The organism is Pasteurella dagmatis, from assembly GCF_900186835.1.
Classification (GTDB): domain Bacteria; phylum Pseudomonadota; class Gammaproteobacteria; order Enterobacterales; family Pasteurellaceae; genus Pasteurella; species Pasteurella dagmatis.
The window spans coordinates 937,049-949,584 of sequence record NZ_LT906448.1 but is presented as its reverse complement, the minus strand read 5'-3'; the positions used below and the strand labels follow the sequence as shown (position 1 = coordinate 949,584).

At 38.6% G+C, this 12,536-nt stretch carries 10 protein-coding genes; 3 read left to right on the top strand and 7 right to left on the bottom strand.

Features of this window, described 5'->3' with window-relative positions:
* Nucleotides 1-35: 35 nt before the first annotated feature.
* Genes pdxY through accA form a run of 3 tightly spaced genes read right to left on the bottom strand, consistent with a single transcriptional unit; the run spans nt 36 to nt 2,617 of the window.
* A complete protein-coding gene (pdxY, locus tag CKV78_RS04300; protein WP_005762290.1) occupies nt 36-896 on the bottom strand; it encodes a pyridoxal kinase PdxY in 861 nt (286 codons plus the stop codon).
* Between the two features lies 1 nt (nt 897).
* Nucleotides 898-1,611: a DUF4850 domain-containing protein gene (locus CKV78_RS04295; RefSeq protein WP_005762288.1), complete on the bottom strand. Its 714-nt coding sequence runs from the start codon at nt 1,609-1,611 to the stop codon at nt 898-900.
* A 52-nt stretch (nt 1,612-1,663) separates the two neighbouring features.
* On the bottom strand, nt 1,664-2,617 hold the full coding sequence (accA, locus tag CKV78_RS04290) for an acetyl-CoA carboxylase carboxyl transferase subunit alpha (protein ID WP_005762286.1): 954 nt from the start codon (nt 2,615-2,617) through the stop codon (nt 1,664-1,666).
* A gap of 251 nt (nt 2,618-2,868) precedes the next feature.
* Between accA and CKV78_RS04285 the strand changes: the two genes are divergently transcribed.
* Nucleotides 2,869-3,225, top strand: coding sequence for an MliC family protein (locus CKV78_RS04285; RefSeq protein ID WP_032855161.1), 357 nt, complete (start codon nt 2,869-2,871; stop codon nt 3,223-3,225).
* A gap of 86 nt (nt 3,226-3,311) precedes the next feature.
* On the opposite strand, the gene fdhE is transcribed toward CKV78_RS04285, so the two are convergent.
* The 4 genes from fdhE to fdnG all read right to left on the bottom strand — a co-directional run bounded on the left by fdhE (nt 3,312) and on the right by fdnG (nt 8,981).
* Nucleotides 3,312-4,235: a formate dehydrogenase accessory protein FdhE gene (fdhE, locus tag CKV78_RS04280; protein WP_005762284.1), complete on the bottom strand. Its 924-nt coding sequence runs from the start codon at nt 4,233-4,235 to the stop codon at nt 3,312-3,314.
* 100 nt (nt 4,236-4,335) lie between these two features.
* Nucleotides 4,336-5,016 (bottom strand): formate dehydrogenase subunit gamma, encoded by a 681-nt coding sequence (locus CKV78_RS04275; RefSeq protein WP_005762282.1) that lies wholly within the window; start codon nt 5,014-5,016, stop codon nt 4,336-4,338.
* Nucleotides 5,009-5,914, bottom strand: coding sequence for a formate dehydrogenase subunit beta (gene fdxH, locus CKV78_RS04270; RefSeq protein WP_005762280.1), 906 nt, complete (start codon nt 5,912-5,914; stop codon nt 5,009-5,011). The genes CKV78_RS04275 and fdxH overlap by 8 nt, the downstream gene beginning before the upstream one ends.
* A 1-nt stretch (nt 5,915) precedes the next feature.
* Entirely contained in the window at nt 5,916-8,981 is a 3,066-nt protein-coding gene (fdnG, locus tag CKV78_RS04265) for a formate dehydrogenase-N subunit alpha (RefSeq protein WP_155811607.1), read from the bottom strand.
* A gap of 291 nt (nt 8,982-9,272) precedes the next feature.
* Here fdnG and fdhD point away from each other — a divergent pair, with 291 nt between their 5' ends.
* Both fdhD and uvrD read left to right on the top strand, forming a co-directional pair.
* Entirely contained in the window at nt 9,273-10,094 is an 822-nt protein-coding gene (fdhD, locus tag CKV78_RS04255; protein WP_005762275.1) for a formate dehydrogenase accessory sulfurtransferase FdhD, read from the top strand.
* A gap of 139 nt (nt 10,095-10,233) precedes the next feature.
* Nucleotides 10,234-12,411, top strand: coding sequence for a DNA helicase II (uvrD, locus tag CKV78_RS04250; protein ID WP_005762274.1), 2,178 nt, complete (start codon nt 10,234-10,236; stop codon nt 12,409-12,411).
* The last annotated feature ends 125 nt before the right edge of the window (nt 12,412-12,536 follow it).

The window sequence follows — 12,536 nt, the reverse complement described above, 5'->3', positions numbered from 1 at the left end:
AAGGGCGTTAATTGTAACGCCCTTTTTGTTTCGGACTAAGCAATTTTTACGGCTTTATATTGGCTAACGGGGGTCATAATGTAATCACGTGCAGCGATAATTTGTAATTCATAGTTATCTTTTTGCTGTGTAACGGTCATTACATCATTTACTGCATTGGCTGTATGCTCAAAAGCCTCGATGTCAGATTTACCATTAAGTAGATTTGCGATAAACAAGCCTGCAGTTAAGTCTCCTACACCAACAGGTTCTTTTTTGAATTGGTGTAATGGACGGCTGATATGCCACATACCGTCTTGATTTGCTAATAGCATTTCAAATTGTGTGGCATCTTTACCCACTTTACTTAAATGTTTAACAAGTACTTTTTTAGGACCTTTAGATAAGATAACTTTCACGGCTTCTAATGCTTGTTCGAAATTTTCAACAGGTAGACCACTTAACTCGCGTAATTCCACTAAATTTGGCGTGATTAGATCGGCTTCAGCCATCGCTAAATTCACTAAGCCTTCTTTCACACCGTCTGCCACAATGCAGCCTTTATCAGGGTGACCCATTACAGGATCGCATAAATAGAGTGCGTTTGGATTTTTCGATTTTACAAAACGAACAGCGTTGATAATTTCTTCAACTTGTTCTGCGGAGCCAATGTAGCCAGATACAACAGCATCACATAAGTGCAGAGAGTCAATGGCATCAATGCCACGTACAATCTCACCAATTTGTTCTTTAGGAATGACCATCCCTGTCCATTTACCATATTGCGTATGGTTGGAAAATTGAACAGTATTCAATGCCCAGACATCAATGCCTAAAAGCTGCATAGGAAAAGTCGCTGATTTATTGCCTGCATAGCCATAAACGACGTGGGATTGTATTGACAGAACGTGCTTCATTCTAGTTTCCTTTTCGAATAAATTGATTAAGTAGCGGAGTCGCTAATTTTTGTTGATTTTCAGGTAAGCTGATTTCAGCTTGCCAAAATGGGGAATCTTCGTTGATATTATAATAGGCAACACCATCAAGTCGTTTTTTACCTTGATTCACTTGATAGGCAATTAAATGTGGATTGAGCGACACCTGTGAAATAGGGAGATTGGTGCTGTCGTAAAATAAAAAGTCATTCTCTTTGGCATCTTTTTTCGCTTCAGGAAAGAATATTGAAGCGGCCATCATTGCACAGCCCATACAACTTGCTGCGTGATAATAGGAAAAATGTCCACGACCTTCTTTCGGTACAAAGACATAAGATGTTGAGCCGTTTGCACCTACAGCGCCATTGAGTAATTGCCAGCCTTTTGGCACTAATAACATTTGCTCATAGGGCATTGCGTAGAGATCAAAATGTGCCAGTGTTTCTGCTTTTAGTTTGGTTGAGAATTGAGTAATCGCGCTTTTTAACCAGCCACCCTCAATATTATCTTCGTATTCTGTTTGATAAAGGTCAATTTCTTGTTTATTCAACATCATTTTCTTAATAAATTGGGCTTTCATCATTACTGGTTGAGTCAATTCACGAGGTTCAAATGAGAATTGATATTGGTCAGCAAAAGTGAGGGGCGAGTAACTTGAAAAGAAAATAGCAGATAAGAAGAATAGAACGAAACGCATAATGCTCTCCAAAAAAAGTGCGGTATTTTTACCGCACTTTTTAGTTAAAGATTTAGCAATAGCCGTAATCCATCAAGCGGTGATAACGACGATGTAATAAATTATCTTGGTCAAGCATTTCAAGATCTTTTAAATCATCTAATAAACGTCGTTTTAGATTTTGTGCCATTACATCAAAATCACGATGTGCCCCACCAAGTGGCTCTTCAACGATATTATCGATTAGGTTTAATTCTTTTAAGCGGCTTGCAGTTAAGCCCATTACTTCTGCCGCAGTTGACGCTTTGTCTGCACTCTTCCACAAAATAGAAGCACAGCCTTCAGGTGAGATGACAGAATAAGTACTGTATTGCAACATATTCACTTTGTCGCCGACACCGATTGCCAATGCACCACCAGAACCACCTTCACCAATAACAGTACAGATCACAGGCACTTTTAACAATGACATTTCTCGTAAATTACGTGCAATTGCTTCTGATTGCCCACGCTCTTCTGCGCCAACACCAGGATAAGCACCTGGTGTATCAATAAATGTAATGATAGGTAAGTTAAAGCGTTCTGCCATTTGCATTAAACGTAATGCTTTGCGATAGCCTTCTGGTGCGGGCATACCAAAGTTACGTTTTACTTTATCTTTTACAGTACGGCCTTTTTGGTGACCAATCACCATTACTGGTTTACCATCTAAACGCGCTAAACCACCAACAATAGCTTTATCATCAGCAAATGCACGATCACCAGCTAATTCTTCAAATTCGGTAAAAATACGTTCAATATAATCCAGAGTGTAAGGGCGATTTGGGTGGCGAGCCATTTTTGATACTTGCCACGCATCTAAATTTGCAAAGGTTTTTTGAGTAAGTTCTGCGCTTTTCTTTTGTAAGCGGGCAATTTCATCATCCAAGTTGATTCCATCGTCTTGGCTTGCTACAGAACGAAGTGACTCGATTTTTGCTTCAAGTTCTGCGATCGGTAATTCAAAATCTAAATATTCTTGGCTCATTTTTATTCCTATATATTAAATTCGCACAAATCTTACCGCACTTTATCAAGATTTTAGCTAAGGTGCAAATGTGGGTTGTATTGTATGCTTTTTTTCATCAAAAATCATTGGTTCTTTTACTTTTTATCGTATTGTTAGTCTGTAGCTTAAGTAAAATTTTATTGAAGGAATTATTCTTAGCGAACTTTTTTTCATATAGTAAAGTCAAAGGAAGTGCGCTTATGAGCGTGATAAACTTTATAGGAGTATTTATGAAATTAAATAAAGCAACACTTATTGCAACAGTGGCAGCAGCCTTATCTTTAACTGCAATTTCTGCACAAGCAAGTATTATAGAAAATAGTTCAAAAGGTGAGTTGAGCAAAATTATTTACAGTTGCGAAGGTAAAAAGACTTTAGATGTGATTTTTATCAATACAGATAAAAATTCTTTTGCGATTATCAATCAAGTGGATGAAATGACTCCTCTTGAAATCGAAAATACGGCTTCTGGTGCAAACTATAAAGCGATTAATAAAAATTATACTTATGAGCTTAAAACAAAAGGTAATACTGCAAGCTTATTTGGTGATGGTAAGGCAATCCTTAAGAATTGTGTGACTGAATAATTCAAATTAAATAGACAAAATCAAACATAGAGATTTTATATGGTTAGAAATCAGTAATGATTTCTAACCATTTTTATTGAAGTAAATTATTCGTTTGAGAATAAGAATGGGTTTAACCCACTACGCTGAAAGCCTTTTTCTTCCATTTCTACATCTAAAAATAGACTCGCTAAATCATCAGCAACAGGTTCTACTTTTGGATCTTTTTCTTGGTAAACTACTTTCAAATAGCTATGGCAATCGCCACATGTTTCGGCTTTAACCGCTGCCATTTCGCTATCTAATGACCAATAATTTAACTTACCAGTTTGATCGCAATTGGTACATTTTGATCGCACCATATTCCATTCACTTTCACAAAGAGAGCAATGAAGGTAACGTAAACCTTGTTCACTACCAAAGTGAATTACACTCGCTACTGGCGAAGATCCACAAATCGGGCAAAGATGTAAGTTTTCACCGCTTTCTCTATGGCTTGAATGTGGAATTTGTTGCACAAGTTGAAGCCAATATAAAGACAGTGCAGCCCAAAGGAATAACGCTTTATCGCTTGGCACTTGTGAGAAATTTTGTGCAAGTAAATCATCAGCAAGTTGTTCTAATTCGCTACTTGCGATTTTTTGTAAATCTTCAATTGTCGATAGAATAGTGTCATTGGCGTGCGGTTTAACTTCTTCTAAAATCGCATAAAGTAATTCTTGCCAAACAGGCGAACGCTGCCAATTTTTAAAGTGCAAAGGCTGTTCTGCTAACTTTTCTTCCGTCAATACGCTTTCATCTAAGTGTGGATCTTTCTCAATCGGTTTTTGTTGTAACACTGCTAATTGAGCTTGTGCCACTTGGCTGGCAAAATTGAGATAGTCTTCTAAAGGATGCGCTTTAGCCAATGTTGTGAAACGATCGGCACGACGTTGATATAAATTTTTCGGGTTGGCAAACAATAATTGTGGGTGATGGAACGAACTTGCTGCTTGTTTAATTTCAGTATCAGGTAGAATTCGGATGCTCATAATATCTTAGCTTCTTTTATACATTGCAGAAATGCGCAATGTGGTTGGGTATAAACAAAAGTGCGGTAAATTTTACCGCACTTTAATGCTTAACGAGTTGTTACTTCGCAGATTTTTGTTTTTCTGCTAGCTCTTTTTCGAGTTCAGGTAGAACTTCTTCGCGGTACCAACGAGGGTGATGTTTTTTCGCCCAACGTACAGTTACCCAGCCTTCCACCATTCCACGAATAGATCCTTTCACCCAGAATGCCATATACATATGGACCATAATACCTGTGAATAATAAGAATGCACAAGCTGAGTGGAATAAGATCGCAATACGAATCACTGGAATTGAGAAGTTATGAGCGAAATATTGACGCCACATAATAATACCAGTAATTAATAAGGTGAACATTGCTAAAATCAATGTCCAGAACAACATTTTCTGACCAAGGTTATATTTACCATTGTCTGAAACTGCATGTTCGTTACCTTTTAATACTTCATGGATGTTTTTTAACCAAATCCAGTCGTTTTTTTCCGGAATATTGTGATGCCAGTAAATTCTCACCATATTTAAGAAGGCGAAGAACATCACAATACCAGTAAATGGGTGAACCATTCGAGCTAGTTGTGGCGTACCTAAAATTTGTACTAACCACGAAAAATCTGGGAAGAAAAAGGCTAAGCCAGATAAACCAGTGATGAAGAAACACAACACTAATAACCAGTGGCTTAAACGAGCTGGCAATTTATGACGAACAATACGTTGATCGTCACTGATCTTGATATTACTCATCTTTGCCTCCTTCGATTTCTTCTTCGTGATGTTCATCTAATTCTTCAGTGTTTGGACCGATAGCAATATAGTGTGCTGCCGCACTGAGTGCTAAGCCGCCCATTGCAATCGCTGCCACTGGTTTGAGAACATCTTTCCAAAGTGTGATTGTTGGGTCAATTTTCGGATCTTTTGGTAAACCTGAATATAATTCTGGTTTATCTGCGTGATGTAATACATACATAACGTGTGTACCACCCACTCCTTGGGGATCATATAACCCAGCGTTTTCATAGCCACGAGATTTTAAGTCTTGAATGCGTTTTTCTGCATAGACTTTCATTTCTTCTTTGCTACCAAAACGGATTGCACCTGTCGGACAAGTTTTCACACAAGCAGGCTCTTGGCCTACATTAACACGGTCAGAACAGAGCGTACATTTATAAGCACGATGATCTTCTTGGTTAATACGAGGAATATTAAATGGACAGCCTGCGATACAGTAGCCACAGCCAATACATTTATCAGATTGAAAATCTACAATACCATTAGCATATTGAATAATTGCACCTGGTGCAGGACAAGCTTTTAAGCAACCGGGTTCAGTACAGTGCATACAACCATCTTTACGGATCAGCCATTCTAATCGGTCATTTTCTTCAACTTCATTGAATTTCATTACCGTCCACGCTTTTGCGTTAAGATCGATTGGGTTGTCATATACGCCAACACAAGTTTCGGGTTCTGCACGTAAGTCATTCCACTCCGAGCAACCTACCTGGCAGGCTTTACAACCAATACAGGTGGTTACATCGATTAATTTTGCCACTTCAACTTGATGTTCACGCACGTGTGGTGGAGGCGTTAAACCTGAAGTTGCAGAGGCTTTAATAATGTTTTGAGATTGAACTACACCCATTTTATGCCCCCACTTTTTCAATATTAACTAACATACATTTTGATTCAGGTGTTTGTGTATTTGCATCACCTGTCCGAACAGTTAAATTATTGGCAAAAAAGCCTTTTTTGGCACCAGTTGTTGCTGCGAAGCCCCAGTGGATTGGAATACCCACAGTATGAATTGGCTTACCATCAGAAACCAACGCACGAATACGTTTAGTTACCACTGCAACAGCTTTAATGTAGCCACGTTTAGAGCTTACTTTCACCACATCACCTTGCTTAATACCTTTTTCAGCTGCAAGTGCTTCGCCAATTTCAACAAATTGTTCTGGTTGTGCAATTACGTTCAGCAATGCATTTTTTGTCCAATAGTGGAAATGTTCTGTTAAGCGGTAAGTTGTTCCCACGTAAGGGAAATCTACACTTGTACCAAGTTCTGCTTTATCACTTGGTAAAATGCGTGCAACTGGACTTTGAACCACATTTGGATGCAGTGGATTTGTGCCAATTGGTGTTTCCATTGGTTCATAGTGCTCTGGGAATGGACCATCAGCCATACGCTCACGCACGAATAAACCACTCACACCTTCTGGTTGCATAATAAATGGTAGTACAGGGCTATTCGGTGGCGCTGCACCATAGTCAGCAACATCTACATAGTTCCAATTTTTACCATTCCATTTAATTAATTGGCGTTTTGGGTTAAATGGATTACCGGCTAAGTCAACACCTGCTCGGTTGTAAAGAATACGACGGTTTAATGGCCATGCAAATGCCCAGCCTAATGTGTTACCTAAATTTGACGGATCTGAATTATCACGATTCGCCATTTGGTTACCTTTTTCTGTCCATTGACCCGTATAGATCCAGCAAGCACCGGAAGTTGTACCATCATCACGCATTTGACCAAAGCTAGAAAGCAATTGACCTTTTTTCAAGATAATGTTGCCATCGCCATCTTTGAGATCTTCTAATGCATATCCGTTATTTTCTTTAGCCACTTCTTCCGCTTTTGGCTCTAATGGGTTTGCATAATCCCACGACATTGCTTCTAAAGGTTCAAGTGGTGCTTTTCCACCTTCAGTTTTATAAAGGTGAATAAGTTCTGCGCGTAATTCCGAAAGAATTTCTCCGTCCGTTTTAGCTTCACCTGGTGGTTCAGCACCTTTCCAGTGCCATTGTAACCAACGACCAGAATTGGCAATCGAACCATCTTCTTCAACGAAGCAAGTTGTCGGTAAACGGAATACTTCGGTTTGAATTTCTTCTGTTTTTACATCATTAAATTCGCCGTAGTTTTTCCAAAATTCTGATGTATCTGTAATCAATGGATCGAAAATCACTAAGTATTTTAATTTACTTAATGCTTTAATGATTTTTTGTGAGTTTGCATATGATGCAACAGGATTCATACCTTGACAGAAGAAACCATTAACTTTGCCGTTATACATATCCTCAATGTAACGGAATTGGTCTGTACCGCCTTTTGGTAGTTTTGGTAAATAGTGGTAACCAAATTCATTCTCTTTAGTGCCTTTGTCACCATAGAATGATTTGAGCATACTTACCATAAACTTAGGTGTATTTTTCCAATAGTTCACCTGATCTTTCATCATGGTTTTCGGCGTAATACGATTTAAGAAATCTTCTAAGTTCTTATCCGCTTCCGTTGGTAATGGAAGATACGCTGGTAAACGGTTCGGGAATAAACCTAAATCAGTAATTCCTTGTACGTTTGAGTGACCACGTAATGCGTTTACACCACCACCAGACACACCAATATTACCTAAAAGCAATTGGATTATTGCCATAGTACGAATATTTTGTGAGCCTACAGTATGCTGAGTCCAACCTAGCGCATATAGAAAGGTTGCAGCTTTATCTGGTGCAGAAGTTTTTGCAATTTCTTCACAGAATATTTGGAAGTCTTTTTTTGGAGTACCTGTAATTCGTTCCACCATTTCTGGGGTGTAGCGTTGAACGTGTTCTTTCAGCAAGTTAATCACACAGCGTGGATCTTGCATTGTCATATCACGTTTTGGCTGTCCTTCCTCATCAAATTGGTAACCCCAAGTTGAACGGTCGTATTTACGTGTTTCAGGATCGTAACCAGAGAATAAACCATCTTCAAATTTAAAGTTTTCGTTTACTAAGAACGTTGCATTTGTATAGTGTTTAACGTATTCGTGTTGAATCTTATCATTATTTAAAAGATAGCGAAGAACACCTGATAAGAATGCAATATCCGTACCTGCACGCAATGGCATATAAATGTCAGCAACTGAAGCAGTACGATTGAAACGTGGATCGACGACTATCAATTTTGCATTGTTTTGTTTTTTTGCTTCAATCGCCCAACGGAACCCAACTGGGTGAGCTTCCGCAGCATTACCGCCCATTACAATGACGAGATCGGAGTTTTTAATGTCAACCCAGTGGTTAGTCATCGCACCGCGACCAAATGATGGAGCAAGACTTGCTACCGTTGGTCCGTGTCAGATACTCGCTTGGTTGTCTGTAAAGATAATCCCGAGGGAACGAACGAATTTTTGCGTTAAGATACCCGTTTCGTTACTACAAGCTGAACCGGCTAAGAAACCTGCCGTCATCCAACGATTTACTGTTTCACCTGCTTCATTTTTCTCAATGAAGTTGGTATCACGGTCATCTTTAATATGACGAGAAATACGAGAGATTGCCTCGTGCCAAGAAATACGTTTCCATTCATTTGAACCTGGTTCACGTACTTCTGGGTACATTACACGGCGATCGCTGTTTACATAATCCAATGCGCCGGCACCTTTTGGACAAAGCGCACCACGGCTTACAGGATGATCTGGATCCCCTTCGATGTGAATTAATTTTCCTTTAGAATTCATTGCACCATCGCCAAGGCTGTATAACAACATACCACAGCCTACAGCACAATATGTGCAGGTATTACGTGTTTCAAGTGTACGTAATAATTTGTAATCGCGAGGAGCTGCTAGTGCGGTTGCTGGTGCAAAACCCAACATTGCAGCTGACGTTCCTGCCATTCCCCCTGCACAGATCTTGAAGAACTTTCTTCTGCTGACCTGCATAATCAATACTCCTTACCTAACAAAGTCAATTTGTTAGTTTTGATCGTAGTAAATTCGTTTTTGTAGAAAACAGTGAATATTAAAGGGTATAACTAATATCCACCGAACGTTAAGATGCGTTATTTTCGCATACTTTATTTTTGCGTGTTAAAATTGTTTTACAATTTAACAAGTAGGAATTGTTGATATAAATCTTAAAATAGTCAAATTACCAGCAATTTTATGCTATTTAGGATACCGGCTTTTCATTGCTAAATCTATAAGCAAATTTAATAATTAAGGAAAAATATTTTGAACTGGATCACAAAATCAATAGTTGGTTTTTTCAGCAAATTAACAAAAAAACAACATTTTTCTAACGAGAAAATAACTTATGTGGAGCGAGAAGAAAGTCTTGCGACAGAAACGCCTGTTGCACTCGTTTATAACGGCATCTCTCACACTGTGATGATGTGTTCACCACAAGATTTAATGGATTTTGCACTAGGCTTTTCTTTAGCAGAAGGCATTATTGATAAAACAAGTGATATTTATGGAATGGATGTGGTACCAACTTGCAACGGGGTTGAAGTGCAAATTGAATTGGCAACACGTTGTTTCATTCGCTTAAAAGATAAACGTAGAACACTCGCTGGCAGAACAGGTTGTGGAATTTGTGGGGCAGAGCAATTAGAACAGGTAAATAAAAAATTGCCAAAATTAGACCGCACTTTTCAATTTGATTTGAATAAATTAGACAGTTGTTTAAAACAATTACAACAAGCGCAAGAATTAGGTAAAGAAACAGGCTCAACGCATGCAGCGGGCTTTTTTGATCTAGAAGGTAATTTGCTTGCAATTCGTGAAGATGTTGGTCGTCATGTTGCATTAGATAAATTATTAGGCTGGCGAGCAAAACAACAATTCCCAAATGGATTTGTGTTAGTGACTAGCCGTGCAAGTTATGAGATGGTGCAAAAATCAGCCGCCTGTGGCATTGAAATGTTAGTGGCAATTTCAGCTGCAACAGAGCTAGCAGTCAATATGGCAAAAGATTATCAACTGACGTTAGTTGGTTTTGCGAGAGAAGGGCGTGCAACAGTTTATGCTGGAAAAGAGCGGTTGTTTTTTTAAGAGTTTTGTCTATAATTTACTGTATAAAAAGACAGTTTAAATGAGTAGTAATATGTAGGGCAGAACAAAAACTGCCCTAATTTATGTTATGTGCAAATAACATTATTTTGAATAAAAAATCAGATAAGGCGAAAAGTGAATGGATATTTCAGAATTATTAGATGGGTTAAATGACAAACAGCGTAAGGCCGTGGCTGCACCGTTAGGCAATTATTTAGTATTGGCGGGTGCTGGGAGTGGCAAAACTCGAGTATTAACTCATCGTATCGCATGGTTGATTGCGGTAGAAGGCATTTCTGAAGGTAGCATTATGGCGGTAACTTTTACTAATAAAGCAGCAGCAGAAATGCGTCATCGTATTGAAAGTACACTTGCAAACCATTCTTCTCAACGTTTATTCGGTATGTGGGTGGGGACTTTTCACAGTATTGCTCATCGCTTACTTCGTGCGCATCATCTTGATGCAAACCTTCCACAAGATTTCCAAATTTTAGACTCTGATGATCAACTTCGTTTAGTTAAACGCCTACTTAAATTGCACAATTTTGATGAAAAGGTATTTTTACCAAAACAGGTGTGTTGGTACATTAATAATAAAAAAGATGATGGTTTAAGAGCACATCAAATAGATGATAATAATGATAAACACGAACGAGAGTGGATTAAAATTTATCAAATTTATCAAGATACTTGTGATCGTGCTGGCTTAGTGGATTTCGCTGAATTATTGTTACGAGCTTATGAACTTTGGATCAAAAAGCCTGTGATTTTGCAACGTTATCAAGAACGTTTCCAACATATTTTGGTGGATGAATTCCAAGATACTAATAAAATTCAATATGCTTGGGTTAAATTGTTGGCTGGTCAGCAAGGTAACGTAATGATTGTTGGTGATGACGATCAATCGATTTATGGTTGGCGTGGAGCAAAAATTGAAAATATTCAACGTTTTTTAGATGATTTCCCGAAAGCTGAAACTATTCGCTTAGAGCAAAATTATCGTTCAACAGGCAATATTCTTGAAAGTGCAAACCATTTAATTGCCAATAACACTAACCGGTTAGGTAAAAATTTATGGACCGAAGGAGAAAAAGGCGATCCTGTCGGAATTTATGCGGCATTCAATGAATTAGACGAGGCTTTATTTGTTGCAGCACAAATCAAACAATGGATAGAAAATGGTGGCAAATTAAATGATTGTGCAGTGCTTTATCGTAGCAATAGCCAATCACGTGTGATTGAAGAAGCCTTGATTCGTTCACAAATCCCTTATCGTATTTACGGTGGTATGCGATTCTTTGAGCGCCAAGAAATCAAAGATGCATTGGCATATCTTCGCTTAATTGCAAATCGAGATGATGATGCAGCATTTGAGCGTGTGATTAATACACCGGCGAGAGGCATTGGTGACCGCACGTTAGATATTTTGCGTAATTTAACGCGAGAACGATCAGTGACTTTATGGCAAGCCACACAATTAGCTATTCAAGAAAACTTACTTACTGGCCGAGCGGCAACTGCTTTATTGCGCTTTATGGAACTTATTCATTCCTTACAGCAAGACACCGCAGAAATGCCATTGTTTGCACAAACAGACTTCGTGATTAAACATTCTGGTTTGTATGAAATGTACAAGCAAGAAAAAGGCGAGAAAGGGGAAGTGCGAATCGAAAACTTGGAAGAGTTAGTGACTGCGACAAAAGAGTTTGTGAAACCAGATGAAGCAGAAGACCTTTCTGATTTAACCGCATTTTTAACTCACGCTTCTTTAGAAGCTGGCGAAGAACAAGCCTCACCACACCAAGAATATGTGGAAATGATGACATTACACTCAGCAAAAGGGTTGGAATTCCCTCGTGTGTTTATGGTAGGGGTTGAAGAGGGGCTTTTCCCAAGTTTCCGTTCTTTCGAAGAGCCGGGACGTTTAGAAGAAGAGCGTCGCCTTGCCTATGTGGGCATTACTCGTGCAAAACAAAAACTGACGATTTGTTATGCAGAAAGCCGCCGATTATATGCAAAAGAAGAACGTCATTTACCTTCACGTTTTATTGCCGAATTACCAACAGAATGTATCCAAGATATTCGTTTGCGTGGTACTGTGACACGTGCAATGAATCAACAAAAAGTCGGTTCTGTCGCACCATTGTTATCTGACAACGAATGGAAAATGGGGCAAAAAGTGCTACACGCTAAATTTGGACAAGGTACAATTATTAATGTGGAAGGTTCTGACAATAACACTCGTTTGCAAATTGCTTTCCAAAATCAAGGGATCAAATGGCTTATTGCACATTTAGCAAAACTAGAAAAAGTTTAATTATCTGGTTAGATTTTTGACCTTGAAAATTTCACTCAAAATGACCGCACTTTAGGTTGACAAAGTGCGGTCGTTTTTTTATGAATTTTTACGCCATCTGTTTTGCGGCAAATCATATTTTTACT

Coding starts and splice junctions, on each gene's coding strand:
- CKV78_RS04285 (WP_032855161.1), top strand. CDS start 2,869: ATGAAATTAAATAAAGCAACACTTATTGCAACAGTGGCAGCAGCCTTA.
- CKV78_RS04295 (WP_005762288.1), bottom strand. CDS start 1,611: ATGCGTTTCGTTCTATTCTTCTTATCTGCTATTTTCTTTTCAAGTTAC.
- fdhE (WP_005762284.1), bottom strand. CDS start 4,235: ATGAGCATCCGAATTCTACCTGATACTGAAATTAAACAAGCAGCAAGT.
- fdxH (WP_005762280.1), bottom strand. CDS start 5,914: ATGGGTGTAGTTCAATCTCAAAACATTATTAAAGCCTCTGCAACTTCA.
- uvrD (WP_005762274.1), top strand. CDS start 10,234: ATGGATATTTCAGAATTATTAGATGGGTTAAATGACAAACAGCGTAAG.
- accA (WP_005762286.1), bottom strand. CDS start 2,617: ATGAGCCAAGAATATTTAGATTTTGAATTACCGATCGCAGAACTTGAA.
- CKV78_RS04275 (WP_005762282.1), bottom strand. CDS start 5,016: ATGAGTAATATCAAGATCAGTGACGATCAACGTATTGTTCGTCATAAA.
- pdxY (WP_005762290.1), bottom strand. CDS start 896: ATGAAGCACGTTCTGTCAATACAATCCCACGTCGTTTATGGCTATGCA.